This is a genomic window from Streptomyces blastmyceticus, assembly GCF_039521185.1.
Taxonomy (GTDB): Bacteria; Actinomycetota; Actinomycetes; order Streptomycetales; family Streptomycetaceae; genus Streptomyces; species Streptomyces blastmyceticus.
Window position 1 is genome coordinate 90,346 of sequence record NZ_BAAABW010000018.1, and the last position, 20,119, is coordinate 110,464.

Here is a 20,119-nt window from a genome sequence, read left to right on the forward strand (position 1 = left end):
TACCTCTGGTACGTCCGGTCCCGCACACGCCCGATCGCGCACCTACCATCCCAGCTCGGTGGCACTGCCGTCCCGAGGAGGCCGCATTGCGAGGATCAGCCCCCGCACCCCGGACCAGCCCGCCGAGAGCCCGGCGAAGAAGAGACCGCCGCAGACTCCAGACGGTCGGCGTCGTGGCGTCGGCCGCCCTGTTGCTGCCCGCCCTCTCGGGCAGTTCCACGGCGAGCGCCGACGAGCAGCCGGGCCCCGGCGCGCTGCAACGGGCCTTCGTCGCCGCGTCCGCGAAGTATCACGTTCCCGCGAGCGTGCTGCTGGGCGTCTCCTATCTCCAGTCCCGCTGGAACAGCCATGGCGGCGCGCCCAGCGTCACCGGTGGCTACGGCCCGATGCATCTCACCGATGCCTCCGCCGCGCTCGCCGCGGCCGGTCGGCACACGGATGTTCTTACGGACCCGCGCGGCGACGCCGCCCGGCCGCTCGCGGCGGTGCGTTCCGTCCGTCCGGAGCTTCCGGTGCCCGCCGAGGTCCCGGCGCGGCTGCGCACCCTGGACCGGGCAGCCGAGCTCTCCGGCCTTTCAGCGGAGGCGCTGCGCCAGGACGCGACGGCCAATGTCCAGGGCGGTGCGGCCCTGCTGGCCGCCGCGCAGCGGAAGTTGGGGCTGCCGCTGAGCACCGATCCCGCGGACTGGTTCGGCGCGGTGGCCAGCTATCCGGATGCCACGGACTCGGTGTCGGCCGGCACGTTCGCGCACGATGTCTTCGAGGTGATCCGCTCCGGTGAGCGGCGCACGACGGATGCCGGTCAACTGGTCGCCCTTGAGCCGAGCCCCCGGCTGGCCGACCGCGCGGATCTGGTGCGGCGGCTGGGGCTGACGGCGCCCTCGCGGGACGGCGTGGAGTGCCCGAGGTCGCTGGCGTGCGAGTCGATCCCGGCGCCGTACCAGCAGTTGCAGGGCTCGGACTACGGCAACCACGACGTCGCCGACCGGCCCGAGAAGCCTTCGCAGAAGGTCAGATTCATCGTCATCCACGACACCGAGGGGTCGTGGGAGACGAGCGTCAGGCTGATCAAGGATCCGACGTACGTCTCCTGGAACTACACCGTGCGCTCCGTGGACGGGCACATCGCCCAGCACGTGCCGACGAAGGACGTGGCCTGGCACGCGGGCAACTGGTATGTGAACTCCGCGTCCGTCGGCATCGAGCACGAGGGCTTCCTCGCCCAGCCCGACGCCTGGTACACGGAGGAGATGTACCGCAAGTCGGCCGATCTGGTGCGCTATCTGGCCGACGAGCTGGACATCCCGCTGGACCGGCAGCACATCCTGGGCCACGACAACGTCCCGGGCACGACCACGGCGACCATCAGGGGGATGCACACGGACCCGGGCCCCTTCTGGGACTGGGACCACTACTTCGAGCTGCTGGGCGAGCCCTTCTACCCCACGGGCGGCATGTTCGGCGGGATGGTCACCATCCGGCCCGACTACGACGTCAACACCCCGCCGTACACCGGCTGCGTGGAGCCGGGGAAGCCCTGCGCTCCGCACGGTTCCGGCGCGGTCCGGCTGCACACGGCACCGAGCGAGGACTCCCCGCTGGTCAAGGACATCGGTCTGCGCCCGGACGGGAGCCCGTCGACGACCGACGTCAACGACACGGGCGCCCGCGCCTCGACCGGCCAGCAGTTCGCGGTCGCCGGCCGGCACGGCGGCTGGACGGCGATCTGGTACCTGGGTCAGAAGGCGTGGTTCCGGAACCCGTGGTGGCAGCCCACCGTGGTCAACGCCTATGGGCCCGTGGTCACTCCGAGGCCGGGGGCGGCCGAGGTCCCGGTGTACGGGCGGGCCTTTCCGGAGAAGGAGGCGTATCCCGCGGGCATTCCGGTGCAGGACGTGACACCGCTGCCGTACAAGCTGCTCGCGGGGCAGACGTACGCGCTGGGCGGCCGGGTGCCGAGCGAGTATCTGTGGTCGAAGACCTTCGACCCGGCCGGTCACAAGGTGATCCGGGGCAAGGACGTCTACTACGAGATCCAGTTCGGTCACCGGGTGGCGTTCGTCAAGGCGGACGATGTGACCGTGCGCCCGTCCGATCACTGGGGGCGTTAGGCAGCGAAGGAGCCCGGTACGGCAGGCGTACCGGGCTCCGGTGTCGGTCGAGGATCTCCGCGGGCGCGGTCAGACCTGCTGGAACATCTCCGCGGGCAGCGGCTTGAGCAGCTGGTAGAGCTCGTCGGTGATGGGGCGGTCCCAGCTGGCGATGGTGACGAGGACGCCGTCGCTGCGGTCGAACTGGGTGCAGGAGATGCGGCCTTCGGAGCACTTCAGGCGGCGCACGATCAGCAGATTGTCCTCGTGCATGACCGGGATGTCCTCGGTCTCCAGCACCTGCACGGGCTCGTCGTTGCCGAGCGCCACGAGCAGCTGTGCCACCTCGAAGGGCACCTGGCCCTCGCCGAGCTCCCGGGCCGGGGAGCCCTCGGGCAGATTGCCGATGATCATCGCCGGGCCGCGCCCGCCGAAGAGGTCGTAGCGGAGGAAGACGCCCTGGCAGCTGCCATCGGGCGCGGGCAGCAGCCCGGCGCCGAGGTCGCCGGGCCAGTCCCCCGGGTCCATGGCGAGGACGTCGAAGTCCGGCCCGGTGGGCGTGGCGGCGCTGCGGCGGCGGAGGAACGACATGCTCACATCGTACGTGCCCCGCACCGCGCCGTGACGCCGGGGAGACCCCCGGTGCGGGCCGTGGGGCGGGGTCACGGCGGCGTACGGGGCGGGTGGCGCGCGCGGCGGCCGTGGGGCCGAACGGGTACCTCTTTGGCATGAGCGAGCCAAGCGTGTCGCGGACGGCGGACCCGTCGGCCCACGCACACAAAAGCCCGCCCGGACGCAGCTTGTGGGGGCGCTGTCCGGGCGGACTGACGGCCGAAGATCCGCCGCGCACAGCACGCTACCAGGCGTATACGCACGGTCCCGCCGTCATCACTCAAATGCGCCGCATTAGCGGAGGAATTACCCGGGGCGATGGCGACACTCCCGATATTTCCGTACCGACCGCTCGGTGACGCAAATGAGTGAATGCCCGAAACCTCATCAATTGGGCCCGAGTTACTCAGGTCACTTCCCCTGAGAAGGCGCTAATCGATCGAAAGGCACAGACGTGCTCAAGAAGGTACTCGCCACGGCCGCGCTCACGGCCTCCGCGGTCGGCGCCGTCGCCGCGCCCGCGATGGCGATCGGCAACGACAGCGACGTCGCGAACGGCAACGCTTCCAAGACCGGTTACGGGAACACCAAGACCGGCGGTGAGCAGAGCCCGCAGATGAGCCTGGTCCAGGGCACGCTCAACAAGCCGTGCCTCGGCATCGGCAAGATCGGTCTGCAGTCCCTGATCGCGCTGCTCAACGTCGGCGTCCAGGACGTACCGATCCTCAGCTCTCAGCAGCAGCAGCAGTGCACCGACAACTCGACGATCAGCGACGGGGACGACCCGCTGTCGCACATCCTCGACGAGATCCCGGTCGTCTCGGGCAACGGCTCGGGCAACCGAGGGCTCTAGCAGCGGCGAGACGCTCGAACAGAATTCCCCCTTCCGCGGGTGCACGGGCCCCGCGGAAGGGGGTTTCTCTGTATGCTGACCGGAATATCTGCCGGTCAAGCACCATGCACCGAAATCGTGTATCGGAATTGCATATCGACTTAACAGGGCAGCGGGCCGCCGACGGCCGGCCGCCGACCGGCAGCCCGAGGGCCGGGCGCCCCGGATCCGTTTGTTACGGCGTCGTATACGATGGGCGACGTGACCATGCTCGTGAAACGCCGCCACGTGGACCTCCTCCGCGTCACGAGCATGTCCTGTCGCCGCTACGGCTGACCTTCACCCCGCCCAGCCCGCCTTCCCGGGCCGTGGCCTGTTTTCTTCCTTCCTGCCGCTTCCCGGTCCCCCCGCCTGCCCTGTCCGCACACCCCGCGGCAGCAGCGCGGCCGTCCGGCGCACCGCCGTACGTACCGGGCCTTCACGCAAGTGGATGTCCTCATGAGCAACAGCCTTCCCGTCATCGACCTCTCCGCCGCTTCGGGTGACGCCGCGACCCGCGCCGCCTTCCACGAGACGCTGCACGGCGCCGCCCGCGACGTGGGCTTCTTCCACCTGACGGGCCACGGGATCACCGAGTCCGAGACCGCCGAACTGATGCGCACGCTCCGTGCGTTCTTCGCCCTCCCCGAGGCGGAGCGGCTGTCCATCAGCAACCTCAACTCGCCCCATTTCCGCGGCTACACCCGGATAGGCGACGAGCGGACCGGCGGCAGCCCCGACTGGCGGGACCAGATCGACATAGGCGCCGAGCGCGCGCCCCGCACACCCGGCGCGGACGAGCCCGGCTACTGGTGGCTGGAGGGCCCGAACCAGTGGCCCGCCGCCCTTCCCGGGCTGCGGACCGCCGCCCTGCACTGGATCGACAGGCTGAGCGCGGTCGCCGAGCGGCTGCTGCACGAGCTGCTGGCCTCCATCGGCGCCCCGGCCACCTTCTACGACGACGCCTTCGCCGACCGCCCCCACCTGCACCTCAAGCTCGTCCGCTACCCCGGCAGCGCCCCGGACGGCGCGGCGCAGGGCGTGGGCGCCCACAAGGACTACGGCTTCCTGACGCTGCTGCTCCAGGACGAGGTCGGGGGCCTCCAAGTGGAGGGGGCGGACGGGGTGTTCCGCGATGTGCCGCCCATGCCCGGGGCGTTCGTGATCAACCTCGGCGAGCTGCTCGAGGTGGCGACCAACGGCTATCTCAAGGCCACCAACCACCGCGTGGTCAGCCCGCCCGGCACCCGGGAGCGCTACTCCGTCCCGTTCTTCTACAACCCCCGGCTGGACGCGCGCATCGAGCCCGTTCCCTTCCCGCACGCGCACCGGGCGCCCGGGGTCACCCAGGACTCCTCCAACCCGCTCTTCGCGGAGTACGGCCGCAACGAGATCAAGGGCTGGCTGCGCGCGCACCCGGAGGTCGCCCGCCGCTACCACTCCGGGCTCCTGACGGAGGGCAGCCCGGTCGGCTGACGCGTTGCATCCCGCCGCGGACGGTTCGCCGCCCGCGGCGGGGGTCAGGGAGCGTCGAAGCGGCCGACCCGGGCGCCGCGGACGAAGGCGCGCCACTCCATCGGAGTGAAGACGACGGCCGGGCCGCCCGGCGCCCGCCCGTGGCGCATCGCGATGAAGCCCTCGACGAAGGCGATCTGGACGTCGCCGACGCCCTGGCTGCCCGGCTGCCATGCGGCGTTCGCGAGGTCGAGCTCCGGCCTTGTGCCACCGGTCAGTTGGTCCGTCGTGCTCTTCGCCACGTCCGTAGCTCCTCCCGGTCGTCGTCCCGGCCCACACTAGCGAGCGCGGCGTGCGCCGGACAGGCCGCGCGGCCTCAGCCGGCGGGCGGTTCGGTGCCCACCAGCCACATCGAGAAGAACTGCGCTCCCCCGCCGTAGGCGTGGCCGAGGGCCCTGCGAGCGCCGTCGACCTGGTGCGCGCCGGCCCGGCCGCACACCTGGAGCGCGGCCTCGGCGAAGCGCAACATGCCGGACGCGCCGATGGGGTTGGTGGACAGCACGCCGCCCGAGGGGTTGACCGGCAGGTCGCCGTCCAGTTCGGTCGCGCCGGACACGGTGAGCTTCCAGCCCTCCCCCTCCGCCGCGAAGCCCAGGTTCTCCAGCCACATCGGCTCGTACCAGCTGAAGGGCACGTAGAGTTCGGCCACGTCGATCTCGTGGCGCGGGTCGGTGATCCCGGCCTGGCGGTAGACGTCGGCGGCGCAGTCGCGTCCCGCGCGGGGCGAGACGAAGTCCTTGCCCGCGAAGAGGGTCGGCTCGCTGCGCATGGCGCCGCCGTGCACCCAGGCGGGCGGGTGCGGGGCGCGGGCGGCGCCCCGGCGGCCGGTGAGGACCATCGCGCAGGCCCCGTCGGAGGAGGGGCAGGTCTCGGAGTAGCGGATCGGGTCCCACAGCATGGGTGAGGACTGCACCTTCTCCAGGGTGATGCCGTGCTCGTGGAGGTGGGCGCTGGGGTTCTTCAGGGCGTTGCGGCGGTCCTTGTAGGCGACGAGGGAGCCCACGTGCCCGGGCGCTCCGGTGCGGCGGATGTACGCCCGTACATGCGGGGCGAAGAAGCCGCCGGCACCGGCCAGCAGGGGCTGCTGGAAGGGGACGGGCAGGGACAGCCCCCACATGGCGTTCGACTCGGACTGCTTCTCGAAGGCGACGGTGAGAACGGTGCGTTGCACGCGGGAGGCCACGAGGTTGGCGGCGACCAGTGCGGTGGAGCCGCCGACGGAACCGGCGGTGTGCACGCGCATCAGGGGCTTGCCGACCGCTCCGAGCGCGTCGGCGAGGTAGAGCTCGGGCATCATGACGCCCTCGAAGAAGTCGGGCGCCTTCCCGATGACGACGGCGTCGATGTCGGCCCAGGTCAGCTCCGCGTCGGCGAGGGCGCGCAGGGCGGCCTCGCGGACGAGTCCGGCGATCGACACGTCCCGGCGGGCGGCGGCGTGTTCGGTCTGGCCGATGCCGACGACGGCCACGGGTTCGTTGTTCGCGGGGTTCACCGGCTCTCCCCTTCCAGGACGCCGACGAGGTTCTGCTGGAGGCACGGGCCGGAGGTGGCGTGGGCCAGTGCCCGGTCCGACTCGCCCCGGTGGACGCGGACGGCCGCCTCGCCGAAGCGGATCAGCCCGGTCGCCATGACCGGGTCGGCGGCGAGGGCGCCGCCGGAGGGGTTGACCGACACGTCGTCGCCGAGCCGGAGCGCCTTGCGCAGGATCACTTCCTGCGCGGTGAAGGGTGCGTGGATCTCGGCGGTGTCGACGGGCGCGTCGAACGCCCCGGCGCGCTCGGCGGCGAGCCGGGCGGAGGGGGCGTCGGTGAGGTCGCGCAGCCCGAGGCCCTGGGGGTCGGTGCGGTGGTCCATGCCGCGGATCCAGGCGGGCCGTTCGCACATCCGGCGGGCGGTGTCCCCGGCGGCGAGGACGAGGGCGGCGGCGCCGTCGCTGACGGGCGGGCAGTCACCGGTGCGCAGCGGCCGTACGACGTGGTCGCCCATGGGCACCGGGCCGCGCAGCCGTGCGTGGGGGTTGGCGCGGGCGGCGGTGCGGCTGCGGTCGGCGATGCCCGCGAGGGCCGCCTCGTCGGTCTCGCCCGCGTCGATGAGCGCCTGCGCCTGGAGCGCGGCGAGGTCGACGGGGCCGGGCCAGAGCGGGGCGGCGTAGTAGGGGTCGAGCTGGCGGGTGAGCACGGCGCCCAGGTCGCCGGCCGAGGCCTTGCCGTAGGCGTAGACGAGGGCGGTGTCGGCGGCGCCGGTGAGGAGTTCGACCCAGGCTTCGTAGAGCGCCCAGGCGCCGTCCGTCTCCACGTGGGACTCCGCGACGGGCGGCCACGCGCCGACGCCGTCGAGGGCCATGGTGAAGGAGAAGGGGCGTCCGGCGAGGTAGTCGCTCGACCCCGAGCAGGTGAAGCCGGGCTCTCCGGGCGCCAGTCCGGCCCGGTCGAGCACCTCGCGCAGGACGGGCAGCAGCATCTCGGTCTCGGACACGTCCTGCGAGGAGCGCCGGTGGGCGGTCTGCGCGAAGGCGACGATCGCCACGTCGCGGGCGTACCGCATCACAGCAGCTCCTTGTACGTGTCGTAGGCGGCGTCGGGTTCGCCGGTGGGCCGGTAGTGGTCGGGGTGGCGGGCGTCCTCGGTCCATACGGGCTCGACGCGCAGGCCCATGCGCACCTCGTCGCAGGGGATCCCGGCGATGCGCCCGTGGAGGGCGAGATCGGCGCCGTCGAGGGCGATGTGGGCGTAGACGTACGGGACGTCGATCGTGGCGTTCCTGGCCTTGATGTTGACGACGCAGTAGGTGGTGACGGTGCCGCGCGGGCCGACCTCGACCTGTTCGCCGGTGGCGACGCCGCAGGTCGGGCAGGCGCCGCGGGGCGGTACGTACACCCGGCGGCACTCGGGGCAGCGTTCACCGACGGTGATGTGCCGGGCGAGGGCGGCGAGGTGGCGGCTCTGGGCGCGGCCGGGGGCGTAGGTGTAGTCGAGGCGGGCGGGGGTGGTGATGCCGGTGACGGGGTCGGCGAAGACACCGGTGTGCGGGGTCGCGGGGCCTGCTTCGCCGCCTTCGTACGGTTCGAAGCACGCGATGTCGGTGATCGCCCCGGTGCGCTCCGCGGCCCAGCGGACGCGGACGCGCATGCCGGTGCGCACGGCGTCGGGGCCGGGGGCGTCGAGGGCGTGCAGCAGGGCGGTGTCGGCGCCGTCGAGCGTGACGAGGACCCAGGCGAAGGGGGTCGTCAGGGGCTGCCGGGGGCGGGGGGCGGGGTTCCAGGCCCAGGTGGTGACGGTGCCGGTGGCACCGACCTCGACGAGCTCGCGGATCTCGTCGGCGGTGTACGGGTCGTACTCGACGGGTGGCACGAGGATGCGGCCGTCGGTGGTGCGGACGCCGAGGACGACGCGCTCGCGCAGCCCGGTGAGGAAGGCGCTCTGGACGGGGCCCAGGGAGCGGGTGAAGGGGAACTCGACGACCAGGGGCGCGGTGAGGATCTCGGACACGGCCGCGGCTCTCCTTCTCTGGACTGTCTCGGGCGGCTCGGGTGCTCCCGGCCGTGTTCAGGCGCGCCGGAAGACGGGCGGGCGCTTCTCCGCGAAGGCGCGGGTGCCCTCCTTGGCGTCGGCGGTGCCGAAGATCCGCATGCCGCGCTCGAGTTCGAGGGCGAGGGCTTCGGGCTCGGGCAGGCCGGCGGTCTCGTACGCGCACGCCTTGACGGCCTCGACGGCCAGGGGGCCGTTGGCGTTGATGAGTTCGGCGGTCTCCAGGGCCGACTCCAGGGCGGTGCCGTCGGGCACGACGCGGCCGACGAGCCCGATGCGCTCGGCCTCGCGGGCGGAGTAGGGGCGGCCGGTGAGCAGCATTTCGAGGGCGTGGGTGCGGGGGATCTGGCGGGTGAGGCGGACGGTGGAGCCGCCGACGGGGAAGAGGCCGCGGCGGACCTCGAAGAGGCCGAAAGTGGCGCTCTCGCCCGCGACGCGGATGTCGGTGCCCTGGAGGATCTCCGTGCCGCCCGCGACGCAGGGGCCCTCGACGGCGGCGATGACGGGTTTGCGGGGGCGGTGGTGGCGGAGCATGGCCTTCCAGTGGAGGTCGGGGTCCGCCTTCAGCCGGTCCCGGCAGGCGTCGTCGGCCGTGCCGCCCTGCCCGGCGAGCGCCTTGAGGTCCATGCCGGAGCAGAAGGCTCCGCCGGCACCGGTGAGGACGACGGAGCGGATGGAGTCGTCCTCGTCGGCCTCCGCCCAGCCGTCGTGGAGCCCGACCAGCATCGGCAGGGAGAGGGCGTTCCTGGCCTCGGGCCGGTCGAGGGTGAGCACCAGCGTGGCGCCGACGCGTTCGGCCTTCAGGTGTGCGGTCCCGCCCATGGGGTGTCCTCCTGTCCGGCGACGCAGAACAGGGTGGCGGAGGCGGGGCCGCACTTCAAGGCTTTTCTGACTTCCCGTCAGATTTCTTGGGCGGCTCCCCTTCCCACCCATCGCGCCCGGCGCTCTAATGACCGCCGGGCCGCCGCCGCACCTCGCCGCACCTCGCCGCACGGCAGGAGGAGACATGGACGTGAACCTCGCCGACCTCTTCGAGTCGGTCGTCGACACGGTGCCCGGCCGCGAGGCCCTGGTCCACGTCGACCACCCGGGCGGCGGCGCCGAGCGGCGGCTGACGTACGCGCAGCTCGACACGGCGGCCGACCGTCTGGCCCACCATCTGCGGGACAGCGGCATCCGGCCGGGCGAGCACGTGGGCCTGCACCTCTACAACGGCGTCGAGTACCTCCAGACCCTCTGGGCCTGTCTGAAGCTCCGGGCCGTGCCGGTCAACGTCAACTACCGCTATGTGGAGGAGGAGCTGGCCTATCTCTACCGCGACGCCGATCTCGCGGGGCTGGTCTTCGACGCGGAGTTCACCGGGCGGGTCGCCGCCGCGCTGCCCGGGGCGGAGCGGCTGCGCCACCTCGTCCGCGTCGGCTCCCCGCCCGAGGATGCGCCCGAACCCCGCGTCGAGCCGGTGCCCTTCGCGGACGCCGAGGCGGCGGGCGCGCCCGGGCGCGACTTCGGGCCGCGCTCCGGCGACGACCAGATCATCATCTACACCGGTGGCACCACCGGCCTGCCCAAGGGCGTGATGTGGCGGCAGGAGGACCTCTTCTTCTCGGGGCTCGGCGGTGGCGCGCCGACGGGCGAGCCGGTGCGGCGGCCGGAGGAGCTCGCCGAGCGGGTCGCGGCGGGCGGCGAGGGGCTCGTCTTCTTCCCCACCGCGCCCTTGATGCACGGCACGTCCACGCTGACGGCGTTCGTCGCCTTCGACTTCGGCCAGAAGGTGGTACTGCACCGCAAGTTCGTGCCGCGGGAGGTGCTGCGGACGATCGAGAAGGAGCGGGTCACCTGCGTCTCGCTGGTCGGTGACGCGATGCTGCGGCCCCTGGTGGAGGCGCTGGCGGGGCCGTCGCGGGGCACCGACTGCTCGTCGCTGTTCAGCGTCAGCAGCTCGGGGGCCGTCCTCTCGGACACCGTGCGGGAGGAGTTCGCGGCGCTCCTGCCGCACGTGGCGCTGCTGAACAACTTCGGCTCCTCGGAGTCCGGCTTCAACGGCACCGCCACCGACGACCGCGGCCGGGGCCTGCGGGTGCGCGTCAACGACCGTACGGCCGTGATCGACCCGGCCACATACGAACCGGTGGGGCCCGGCCAGGTGGGGCGGGTCGCCCAGCGCGGCCATGTGCCCCTCGGCTACTACAACGACCCCGCGAAGACCGCGGAGACGTTCTTCCACGCGCGCGGCGAGCGGTGGGTCCTGCTCGGGGACATGGCGACGGTCGGCGCGGACGGCGTGGTCACGGTCCTGGGGCGCGGCTCGCAGTGCATCAACACCGGCGGCGAGAAGGTGTATCCGGAAGAGGTCGAGGAGGCGCTCAAAGCGCACCCGGACGTCTACGACGTGCTGGTCACCGGCGTGCCCGACGCCCGGTGGGGGCACCGCGTCGCGGCCGTCGTACAGCCCCGGCCCGGCGCGGGCCCGCCGACGCTCGGCGCGCTCCAGGCGCACTGCCGCGCCCGGCTGGCGGGGTACAAGGTGCCGCGCAGCGTCGTCGTCACCGACCGCATCGAGCGGTCGCCCAGCGGCAAGGCGGACTACCGGTGGGCGCGGGCGGTGGCGTCCGGCGAGCGGACCCCGTAGCGCCTTTGCCAGGTCTTGACGCGCGGGCCATCTGCTGTGCGCGCGGTGGACACGGCGCACTCCGCGCGCGTTGGGGCGCCGGTGGCCGCGTGGCCCTTCAATCGGCCCGTCCCCTCCCGCCCCCTGCCTCCAGGAGTCACCGTGACCCCCTTGTCCCGTCGTGGTTTCCTCGGCGCGGCCGCCGGCGCCGCCGCGCTCGGCGCCCTGCCGTCCTCGCTCCAGCAGGCCATGGCCGCGAGCTCGCCGTCCGGCGGACTGGACGACGTCGAGCACGTGGTGATCTTCATGCAGGAGAACCGCTCCTTCGATCACTACTTCGGCACCCTCAAGGGCGTACGGGGCTTCGGGGACCGTTCCCTGCTGCGCTTCCCGGGCGGCTCCGACGTGCTGCGCCAGACGGCGCTCGGGCCGCTCGGCGGCAGCGCGCTGCCGCCCTGGCACCTGGACACGGCCACCACCGACGCCCAGCGGGTCCGCGACCTCGACCACGGCTGGTCGGGGACGCACAGCGCCTGGAACGGCGGCAGATACAACAACTGGATACCCGCCAAGAGCGCCTGGACCATGGGGTACTACCAGCGCGCCGACATCCCGTTCCAGTTCGCGCTGGCCGAAGAGTTCACCATCTGCGACCAGTACTTCTGTTCCGTGCAGGGGCCGACCAACCCCAACCGGCTCTACCAGTGGACGGGCATGATCGACCCGGGCGGCAGGAACGGCGGCCCCGTCACCGACAACTCCGAGAAGGGCTACACCTGGACCACCTACCCGGAGCGGCTGGAGGCCGCCGGGATCTCCTGGCGGGTCTACCAGCAGCAGGACAACTACGACGACAACCCGCTGGCCTGGTTCGGCCGGTTCAAGAGCGCGAAGCAGGACTCGCCGCTGTACGTGGGCGGCATGCAGCGGCGCTCGGCCGACGCCTTCAACCAGGACGTCGCGAACGGCACGCTGCCTGCCGTGAGCTGGGTCGTCGCGCCCGAGCGGCAGTCGGAGCACCCCGCCTACCCGCCCGCGTACGGCGCCGACTACACCGCGAAGTACGCCCTGGAGTCGCTGGCCGCGCACCCCGAGGTCTGGGCGAAGACGGTGGTCTTCCTGAACTTCGACGAGAACGACGGCTTCTTCGACCACGTCGCCCCGCCGGTGCCGCCGTCCGGCACCCCGGACGAGTTCATCGGCGGCGCGCCCATCGGGCTCGGGCCCCGGGTCCCGATGACCGTGATCTCGCCGTGGAGCCGGGGCGGCCACGTCCACTCCGAGGTGCTCGACCACACGTCGCCGCTGCGCTTCCTGGAGAACTGGACCGGCGTCAAGGAGCCCAACATCTCCGCCTGGCGGCGCACGGTGTGCGGCGACCTGATGAGCGCCTTCGACTTCTCCTCGAAGAACGCCTCCTTCCCCGCCCTGCCGGACACCACGGCCCTCGTCGCTGCCTGCGACAAGCAGGACTCCCTGCCCGACGCCAAGCCCCCGGCCGCCGCGACCCGGCCCGTCCAGGAGGAGGGGACCCGCCCGGCCCGGCCGACCGGCTACGGCTTCGACACCACGTCCTGGACCGACACCTCCACCAACCGCCTGTGGTTCAAGGTCGTCAACACCGGCCGGCTGGGCGCGGGTTTCACCGCCTACACGGTGAACCACCGGGCGTACGAGGCCTGGCACTACACCGTCCCGGTGGACGGCAGCGCGAGCGACTACTTCAGCGCCCTCACCTACGGCGGCGGCAAGTACGACATCGACCTGCACGGCCCGGACGGCTATCTGCGCGGCTTCAAGGGAGACGTCCGGACGTGGACGAATCCGGCGAAGGGGCATCCGGAGGCGGCCGTGACGGCTTCTTCGCAGGGGCTGCGGCTGACTCTGAGCAATGGCGGGGGTGCGGGGGTGGTCTTCACCGTGTCGGACGGTACGACTGCCACGGTCGCGGGTGGCGGGCGGGTGGAGGTTTTGGTTGCCGTGCCTGAGTCCGGTGCGTATGACGTGACCGTCACGGCCGATGCGGGCGACGGCTTCGAACGGCGCTTCGCGGGACGGGTCTTCGGCTGACCCAGCCCGTGGGGGCACCTCTGGGGGCACCCCCGGACGGAGTCTGGGGGAGGTAGCTGGAACGGTACACCCCTTGGGATACATGTCACTTTGAGACTGCCTGACCAGCACGAAGCCCCGCCCCGGCGCAGCGGATGCGTCAGATCGGGGCAGACCCTTCAGCGAGGGCGCGCCGTTTCGTGCGTGCACTTGTCGCAGACGTACCGGGAGCGGAGCACCAGCCGCATGGCTTGCGGGTCCCGATGTATGGGGCAGAGCCAGGACAGCTCGGTGTCTTCCGGCAAGTCGTGCTTGAGGAACTGCCGCAGCGTGGCGCGCGTGCCCTCGCCGTCGGGGGTGTTGCTACTTGTCATCTCCGTTGGTGTCCTCGTCGCCGCTGGTGTCCTCGGGCGGATCGACAGGGGTGATCGTCTCGTTCGCCCCCAGGTCGTACCCGTTGACTTCGTCCCTGCCCATGACGGGCCTCCTTCGGTTGTAGCGGGTTGGGGTGGGTGCTTGGAACCCCACGTCTCTGTCGTCGTGCGGGTGGTGCACCCGCCCGGCCAAAACTCCCCAGGATCGACCGAACGGGCGTTTGAGGCCCGCCCCTGTGCCGGGGGGAGGAAGAGCCAACTCCCTCGGGGGGTGAGGGATTCGTCCGGCAGAGGGGCGGGCGGTCTAGGGGGCGCCGTGCTGGTGCGGCAGGCAGAACGCCTCAAGGCGCGCAGCGGCATCGACCAGCGCACGCAACTCGTCCATGTCCTCCTGCCACCCGCGCAACCGTGCGATGACGACCCGGGCGAACTGATCGCGGAATTCCTGGGTGTCGTAGACGGTCGGGCTGTAGGCGGGGGTCAGCGCGTCCGCCGTCACGTCACCCGCAGGGGGCGCGGGAGGTTCGGCCGACCCGTCCCGCGCGACCACGAAGGGTGGGCGGACGCTCTCAGCGTCAGCAGGATGCGACTTGGCCACGTGTTCGCTTCCGTCCAAGGCTTCCATCAGACCGTGCTCCGAGGGGCGAGACCAAGGGTGCGGCGCTCCGCTGATGTCGCGACGCGCAGACGCCTCATAGGGGCGGTCCACTCCTCGCCGTGGTGGTCACCCACTCCCCGGATGAGGAACCCGTCATCCCGGGGCCCGTGCATCACGCCCATGGCGTCGGTCCCCGTGTCCACCACCAGCGCCCCGGAGCGGTACCCGGTGCTGCCCCAGAGCGTCGTCGTGGCGCCTGTACCCCAGTGGGATCTCTCGCCGTCCATGCGCTTGAACCGCCCTCTCCGCCAACTTGACTCGGTGTGGCGACCAGCGTCCGTCCGTTCGTGATCCAGAACTAGCGGCCCCGTGTAGGCCAACTGTCGGCCAGACTTGCGACATGACAGGCAGCATCGGGGCCAACATCCGTCGCCTGCGCGAACAGCGCGGGTGGAGCCAGGCGCGCTTGGCGCGGGAGACGTGCCGTGCGGCTGGTGTCCAGGGCGAGCCGATCGGACGGCAGGAGATCAGCCGGTACGAGACGGGCAAGCGCACTCCTCGTGAGTGGCTGTCGTTCATCGCTGCCGCTCTCGGTGTGCCCGTGGACGTGCTCAGGACGCCCCTGGGCCCCGCAGAACCACCCCCGCCGGCACTGGCCGACTACTTGCCCGAAGGTGACCCGCTCGCCCCGCTCGGCGGCTGTGAGGGGCGTCGCGTCGGCGTAGGTGCCGTGGGTGATCTACAGCAGCGCGTACATGGGCTGAGGCTTGCCGACGACGTGATCGCGGGCGGGGACTTGCTGCGCCCCGCTCTTCGTGAACTCCGTTCCGCTGTAAGGCTGTTCAGGGAGAGCAGCCACACGGAAGCCATCGGCCGGTCGCTCCTGCGGGCCATCGGGGAATTGGCACAGATCGCCGGATGGATCGCGAGTGACGCTGGTCAGCACGCGGAAGCCGAACGGATCTATCGGCTTGGCCTGTCGGCAGCACACACGGCGGGAGACACGACGCTGGCGGGCAACTTGCTGGGTTGCCTGGCCTACCAGCGAACAAACACGGGTGACGTACGCGAAGGTCTCATCATGGCCCGCGCAGCGCTGGAGAACGCCGACGGAGCACCGCCTCGAGCGCGCGCCCTGTATCTCGACCGGGTGGCATGGGCCCACGCAAAAGCCGGGGAACCTCAGCCCGCCATGCGGGCGCTCGGCGAGGCAGGCGAGGCGCTGACGGGGCACGGCGAGGAAGAAGAGCCCGGCTACCTGTACTGGGTGGATGCCGGAGAACTCCAAGTCATGGAGTCACGCGTCTACACAGAGCTGCGCCGACCACTGCGCGCCGTCCCGCTGCTCCGGGACGTGCTCAGCCGGTACGACGCCACGCACACGCGGGAATTTGCGCTCTACCTGTCGTGGCTTGCCGTCGCTCTCGCGGACGCCAACGAGCCGGAGGAAGCAGCGGCAACGGCGGAGCGCGTCATCACCCTGTCCGCTGACGTGGCGAGCGAACGCACGGCGGCGCGGGTGAAGGTCGTGCTCGCACGGCTGGAGGAGTTCCGAGACGTGGCAGAAGTGCGCGCCGTACTTGAGGGCGCTGCGTGAACCGAGCCCCTCAGAGTCGTACGCGGGCGGTGCTGCTATCGACTCCCGGTGCCTTTACTGGCCTTACGGGGGGGGCGGCCGGACCCCAGCCAGCAGCCCTGGCGGCGCAGCCGCTTCGGGGGGTCCGGGGGTCTCCCCCGGTTTCGGGGAGGGGCGGGGTTGGGGAAGATCCTCGCTATGGTCGACGCAGTGGAGCAGATGTCACGTGCCGAGCTCGAGCAGCTGCAACTGACGCGTCTGCGTGATACCTTGCGGCGCGCTTATGAGCGCGTGCCCTTCTACCGGCGCGCCTTCGATGCCACCGCCACCCGTCCCGAGCAGTGCCAGGCGCTTGCCGACCTCGCCCGGTTCCCGTTCACCACGAAAGCCGACCTCCGCGAGAATCACCCTTTCGGGATGCTCGCCGTGCCGGAGAGCGAGGTGCGGCGCGTCCATGCCTCCAGCGGCACGACGGGTACCCCGACCGTCGTCGGCTACACCCGGGGCGACCTCGACACCTGGGCCGAGGTCGTCGCGCGCTCCCTGCGGGCAGCGGGTGTCCGGCCGGGGGACAAGGTCCATGTGGCCTATGGATACGGCCTGTTCACCGGCGGTCTGGGTGCGCACTACGGCGCGGAGCGGCTGGGCTGCACGGTGATCCCCGCGTCCGGCGGGATGACCGCGCGCCAGGTCCGGCTCATCCAGGACCTCCGCCCGGAGGTCATCATGGTGACGCCGTCCTACATGCTCACCCTGCTCGACGAGTTCGAGCGCCAGGGCGTCGACCCCCGTTCCACCTCGCTGCGGACCGGGATCTTCGGGGCCGAGCCCTGGACGGAGGGGATGCGCCGGGAGATCGAGGAGAGGTTCGCGCTCGACGCGGTCGACATATACGGCCTCTCCGAGATCATCGGGCCGGGTGTCGCGCAGGAGTGTGCGGAGGCCAAGGGCAGCCTGCACATCTGGGAGGACCACTTCTACCCCGAGGTCGTGGACCCGGTCACGGGCGAGGTGCTGCCCGAGGGCGAGCGCGGTGAGCTGGTCCTCACCTCGCTCACCAAGGAGGCCATGCCCGTCGTCCGATACCGCACCCGCGATCTCACCCGGCTGCTGCCCGGCACCACCGCCCGGGTGTTCCGGCGCATGGAGCGGATCACCGGGCGCAGCGACGACCTGATCATCGTGCGAGGGGTCAATCTCTTTCCCGGACAGGTCGAGGAGATCGTGCTGCGCGTGCCGGACGTCGCGCCGCACTTCCGGCTGCGGCTGACCCGTGAGGGCCGGATGGACCACCTCACCGTGCGCGCCGAGGCCCGCCCCGGCGCGGATCCCGGGCAACGCGCCGAGGCGGCCCGGGAGATCGCCCGTCGGGTGAAGGACGGCATCGGGGTGACGGTCGCCGTCGAGATCGTGGACCCCGGGACCCTGGAGCGCTCGACGGGCAAGCTCGGGCGCGTCGTGGACGAGCGCGCGCCGAAGCCCTGAGCGGCTGGGTCACAGCGCGCGCCCCCGGGATTGCCAGTGCGGGTCGCGCAACCGGCGTTTGTAGAGCTTGCCGTTGGGGTCGCGGGGCATGGCGGCGATGAAGTCGACGGACCGGGGGCGTTTGTAGCCGGCCAGGTGGCGGGCGCAGTGGGCGAGGAGTTCCGCGGCCAGGGCGGCGCCGGGCGCGTGCCCGTCGGCCGGCTCCACGACGGCTCGTACCTCCTCGCCCCAGTCGTCGTGCGGGACGCCGAAGACGGCGGCGTCGGCCACGGCGGGGTGGGCGAGGAGCACGGATTCGATCTCGGCGGGGTAGATGTTGACCCCGCCGGAGATGATCAGGTCGATCTTGCGGTCGCGGAGGAAGAGATAGCCGTCCTCGTCCAGGAAGCCGAGGTCGCCGACGGTGAAGTAGTCGCCGATGCGGTTCTTGCGGGTCTTGTCGTCGTCCTTGTGGTACGCGAAGCCGCCGGTGGTCATCTTCATGTAGACGGTGCCGAGTTCACCGGCGGGGAGCCGTGCGCCGTTGTCGTCGAAGACTGCGAGTTCGCTGATGGGCCAGGCCTTGCCGACCGTGCCGGGCTTCTTCAGCCAGTCGTCGGCGGTGGCGAAGGCCCCGCCGCCCTCGCTGGCCGCGTAGTACTCCTCGACGCAGCTTCCCCACCATTCGATCATCGCGCGCTTGACGTGGTCGGGGCACGGCGCGGCCCCGTGGATGGCGTGCCGCATGGAGGAGACGTCGTACGCGGCCCGGACGCGGCCGGGCAGCCCCAGCAGTCGCTGGAACTGTGTGGGGACCATGTGGGTGTGGGTGCAGCGGTGGGCTTCGATGAGGCGCAGCATCTCCTCGGGCGTCCACTTGTCCATCACCACGACCCGGTGGCCGACGTGCAGGGAGGCGCCCGCGAACTGGAGGACGGCGGTGTGGTAGAGCGGCGAGCAGACCAGGTGGGTGTTGCCGCCGGACGGCTCGATGCCGAAGATGCCGAGGAATCCGCCGAGATGGGATTCCTCGGGCGGCTTCCCGGGCAGGGGGCGGCGGATGCCCCGGGGCCTGCCGGTGGTGCCGGAGGTGTAGTTCATGACCCAGCCGAGCGTGCGGTCGGGCGGCGGGCTGTCGGGGTGGCCGGCGAGGAGCCCCTCGTACGGGCGGAAGCCGGGGATGTCGCCGACGGCGTAGCGGCGGGCGGCGGGCAGTCCCGCCTCGTCGGCGGCGGCGGTCGCGGTGGCGGCGAACCGATCGTGGGCGATGAGCGCCCCCGCCCCCGAGTCGGCGACGATCCAGGCGATCTCCGGGCCGAGGAGGTGGTGGTTGACGGGTACGAGGTAGAAGCCGGCCTGGGTGGCGGCGAGGTAGGCGGTGAGGAGTTCGGCGCCGTTGGGCAGGACGGCGGCGAAGGAGTCGCCCGCCCGCAGGCCGGCGGCGCGCAGGCCCCGCACGAGCCGGTTGGCGGCGCCGTGCAGCTCGCCCGCGGTCCAGGCTTCGCCGTTCGGGGTGATCAGTGCGGTGCGGTCGGGGTCGGCGGTGGCCTGGGCCCAGAATCCTTGGGGTGGGTGCGGCATGTGGGTGCGGGCTCCTTTCGGGTGCGGCCCCGGGGCGGGGGGCGGAGCCCCCGGTCACGGGAGGGGGCGGGGCCGGGGAAGAGGCTCCGGTGTGTGGTCGGCGATCCGGGCGAGGCGGGTGACCGCTCGCTCGAAGCCCGCCGTCAGGTCGTCGAAGACCGCCCGGACGCTGCGCCGGGAGTCCATCCGCCCCACGATCTGCCCGACCGGCGTGCCCAGCAGCGGCTCCACCTCGTACTTCTGGATGCGGGACAGCGCCTCGGCGACGAGCAGGCCCTGCAGCGGCATGGGCAGCGGGCCGGGGCCGCCCGGGTCGTCCCAGGCGTCGGTCCAGGCCGTGCGCAGCTGGCGCGCCGGTTTGCCGGTGAGTGCGCGGGAGCGCACCGTGTCGCCGGAGCCGGCGGCCAGGAGCTTCGCGGTCAGGGCGGGCGAGTGCAGCTCGGCCTCCTCCGTGGTGAGCCAGAGCGATCCCAGCCAGACGCCCTGCGCGCCGAGCGCGAGCCCGGCGGCGATCTGTTCGCCGCTGCCGATGCCGCCGGCGGCCAGGACGGGCAGCGGGTCGACGGCCCGTACGACCTCGGGGGTGAGCACCATGGTGGCGATCTCGCCGGTGTGGCCGCCGGCTTCGTAGCCCTGGGCGACGACGATGTCGATGCCCGCCTCGGCGTGGCGTACGGCGTGCCGGGCGCTGCCGGCGAGGGCGGCGACGAGGACGCCGTGGGCGTGGGCCCGGCCGACGACGTCGGCGGGCGGCGGTCCCAGGGCGTTGGCGAGGAGCTTGACGGGGTGTTCGAAGGCGACGTCGAGCTGGGCGCGGGCGACCTCTTCCATCCAGCCGGTGATGCGCCACCCGGAGCGGTCCCCGGCGGCGAGTTCGGGTACGCCGTGCCGGGCGAGGGTCTCGTGGACGAAGCGCCGGTGCGCGTCGGGGATCATGGCCTCGACGTCGGCCTCGGTGACCCCTTCGACCTTCTTCGCGGGCATGACGACGTCCAGCCCGTACGGCTTGCCTTCGGTGTGCGCGGCCATCCAGTCGAGGTCCCGGGCGAGGGCGCCGGGGTCGGTGTACCGCACGGCGCCGAGCACACCGAGGCCCCCGGCGCGGGTGACGGCCGCGGCCACCGCGGGGAACGGGGTGAAGCCGAAGATCGCGTGCTCGATTCCCAGTCGCCGGCTCAGGTCCGTCTGCATGGGCGGCAGGATCCCGCAGCGGGCCGGGCGAGGGAAGAGGTTTTCTGACGCAACGTCAGTTCT

General features: G+C 72.0%; 19 protein-coding genes. 8 read left to right on the forward strand and 11 right to left on the reverse strand.

Going from position 1 to position 20,119, the window contains the following annotated elements; translation table 11 throughout:
• Window positions 1–86: 86 nt before the first annotated feature.
• Window positions 87–2,111, forward strand: a complete 2,025-nt coding sequence (locus ABD269_RS17575) for an N-acetylmuramoyl-L-alanine amidase (protein ID WP_425572914.1) — start codon at window positions 87–89, stop codon at window positions 2,109–2,111.
• 69 nt (window positions 2,112–2,180) lie between these two features.
• Here ABD269_RS17575 and ABD269_RS17580 read toward each other — a convergent pair whose 3' ends face one another.
• A complete protein-coding gene (locus ABD269_RS17580; RefSeq protein ID WP_301889609.1) occupies window positions 2,181–2,681 on the reverse strand; it encodes a hypothetical protein in 501 nt (166 codons plus the stop codon).
• 475 nt (window positions 2,682–3,156) lie between these two features.
• Here ABD269_RS17580 and ABD269_RS17585 point away from each other — a divergent pair, with 475 nt between their 5' ends.
• From ABD269_RS17585 to ABD269_RS17590, 3 genes are all read left to right on the forward strand, one after another.
• Window positions 3,157–3,555: a rodlin gene (locus ABD269_RS17585; RefSeq protein ID WP_301889608.1), complete on the forward strand. Its 399-nt coding sequence runs from the start codon at window positions 3,157–3,159 to the stop codon at window positions 3,553–3,555.
• A 231-nt stretch (window positions 3,556–3,786) separates the two neighbouring features.
• On the forward strand, window positions 3,787–3,870 hold the full coding sequence (locus tag ABD269_RS35390) for a putative leader peptide (RefSeq protein ID WP_367621043.1): 84 nt from the start codon (window positions 3,787–3,789) through the stop codon (window positions 3,868–3,870).
• Window positions 3,871–4,032: 162 nt separating this feature from the next.
• A complete protein-coding gene (locus tag ABD269_RS17590; protein WP_344118842.1) occupies window positions 4,033–5,049 on the forward strand; it encodes an isopenicillin N synthase family dioxygenase in 1,017 nt (338 codons plus the stop codon).
• A gap of 44 nt (window positions 5,050–5,093) precedes the next feature.
• On the opposite strand, the gene ABD269_RS17595 is transcribed toward ABD269_RS17590, so the two are convergent.
• The 5 genes from ABD269_RS17595 to ABD269_RS17615 form a co-directional block, all read right to left on the reverse strand.
• Window positions 5,094–5,330: a DUF397 domain-containing protein gene (locus ABD269_RS17595; RefSeq protein WP_301889605.1), complete on the reverse strand. Its 237-nt coding sequence runs from the start codon at window positions 5,328–5,330 to the stop codon at window positions 5,094–5,096.
• Between the two features lie 74 nt (window positions 5,331–5,404).
• Window positions 5,405–6,556: a thiolase domain-containing protein gene (locus ABD269_RS17600; RefSeq protein WP_344119082.1), complete on the reverse strand. Its 1,152-nt coding sequence runs from the start codon at window positions 6,554–6,556 to the stop codon at window positions 5,405–5,407.
• Window positions 6,557–6,576: 20 nt separating this feature from the next.
• Window positions 6,577–7,632 (reverse strand): thiolase domain-containing protein, encoded by a 1,056-nt coding sequence (locus ABD269_RS17605; RefSeq protein WP_344118845.1) that lies wholly within the window; start codon window positions 7,630–7,632, stop codon window positions 6,577–6,579.
• Window positions 7,632–8,576 (reverse strand): Zn-ribbon domain-containing OB-fold protein, encoded by a 945-nt coding sequence (locus ABD269_RS17610; protein ID WP_344118847.1) that lies wholly within the window; start codon window positions 8,574–8,576, stop codon window positions 7,632–7,634. Before ABD269_RS17610 ends, ABD269_RS17605 begins: the two co-directional genes overlap by 1 nt.
• A gap of 57 nt (window positions 8,577–8,633) precedes the next feature.
• Window positions 8,634–9,437: a crotonase/enoyl-CoA hydratase family protein gene (locus tag ABD269_RS17615; RefSeq protein WP_344118849.1), complete on the reverse strand. Its 804-nt coding sequence runs from the start codon at window positions 9,435–9,437 to the stop codon at window positions 8,634–8,636.
• A 184-nt stretch (window positions 9,438–9,621) separates the two neighbouring features.
• Here ABD269_RS17615 and ABD269_RS17620 point away from each other — a divergent pair, with 184 nt between their 5' ends.
• Both ABD269_RS17620 and ABD269_RS17625 read left to right on the forward strand, forming a co-directional pair.
• Window positions 9,622–11,244, forward strand: coding sequence for an acyl-CoA synthetase (locus tag ABD269_RS17620; RefSeq protein ID WP_344118851.1), 1,623 nt, complete (start codon window positions 9,622–9,624; stop codon window positions 11,242–11,244).
• A 141-nt stretch (window positions 11,245–11,385) separates the two neighbouring features.
• The gene (locus tag ABD269_RS17625; protein WP_344118853.1) at window positions 11,386–13,293 is read left to right on the forward strand and encodes a phosphocholine-specific phospholipase C; all 1,908 of its coding nucleotides are present in this window, start codon (window positions 11,386–11,388) and stop codon (window positions 13,291–13,293) included.
• 158 nt (window positions 13,294–13,451) lie between these two features.
• Here the strand turns inward: ABD269_RS17625 and ABD269_RS17630 are convergent, their stop codons facing one another.
• The 3 genes from ABD269_RS17630 to ABD269_RS17640 all read right to left on the reverse strand — a co-directional run bounded on the left by ABD269_RS17630 (window position 13,452) and on the right by ABD269_RS17640 (window position 14,531).
• On the reverse strand, window positions 13,452–13,646 hold the full coding sequence (locus ABD269_RS17630) for a hypothetical protein (RefSeq protein WP_344118856.1): 195 nt from the start codon (window positions 13,644–13,646) through the stop codon (window positions 13,452–13,454).
• A gap of 304 nt (window positions 13,647–13,950) precedes the next feature.
• The gene (locus tag ABD269_RS17635) at window positions 13,951–14,271 is read right to left on the reverse strand and encodes a hypothetical protein (RefSeq protein ID WP_344118859.1); all 321 of its coding nucleotides are present in this window, start codon (window positions 14,269–14,271) and stop codon (window positions 13,951–13,953) included.
• Window positions 14,271–14,531: a hypothetical protein gene (locus ABD269_RS17640; protein WP_344118861.1), complete on the reverse strand. Its 261-nt coding sequence runs from the start codon at window positions 14,529–14,531 to the stop codon at window positions 14,271–14,273. Before ABD269_RS17640 ends, ABD269_RS17635 begins: the two co-directional genes overlap by 1 nt.
• Before the next feature lie 113 nt (window positions 14,532–14,644).
• Here ABD269_RS17640 and ABD269_RS17645 point away from each other — a divergent pair, with 113 nt between their 5' ends.
• Together ABD269_RS17645 and paaK are read left to right on the forward strand one after the other, a co-directional pair.
• Complete coding sequence (locus ABD269_RS17645; protein WP_344118863.1) at window positions 14,645–15,841, forward strand: helix-turn-helix transcriptional regulator; 1,197 nt, start codon at window positions 14,645–14,647, stop codon at window positions 15,839–15,841.
• Between the two features lie 168 nt (window positions 15,842–16,009).
• Window positions 16,010–17,305, forward strand: coding sequence for a phenylacetate--CoA ligase PaaK (gene paaK, locus ABD269_RS17650; protein WP_344119084.1), 1,296 nt, complete (start codon window positions 16,010–16,012; stop codon window positions 17,303–17,305).
• A gap of 9 nt (window positions 17,306–17,314) precedes the next feature.
• On the opposite strand, the gene ABD269_RS17655 is transcribed toward paaK, so the two are convergent.
• Both ABD269_RS17655 and ABD269_RS17660 read right to left on the reverse strand, forming a co-directional pair.
• Window positions 17,315–18,865 carry an acyl-CoA synthetase gene (locus tag ABD269_RS17655; RefSeq protein ID WP_344118865.1) on the reverse strand — a complete coding sequence of 517 codons (1,551 nt, stop codon included), beginning with the start codon at window positions 18,863–18,865 and terminating at the stop codon, window positions 17,315–17,317.
• A 54-nt stretch (window positions 18,866–18,919) separates the two neighbouring features.
• Window positions 18,920–20,056 carry a nitronate monooxygenase gene (locus ABD269_RS17660; RefSeq protein WP_344118869.1) on the reverse strand — a complete coding sequence of 379 codons (1,137 nt, stop codon included), beginning with the start codon at window positions 20,054–20,056 and terminating at the stop codon, window positions 18,920–18,922.
• Window positions 20,057–20,119: the final 63 nt, after the last annotated feature.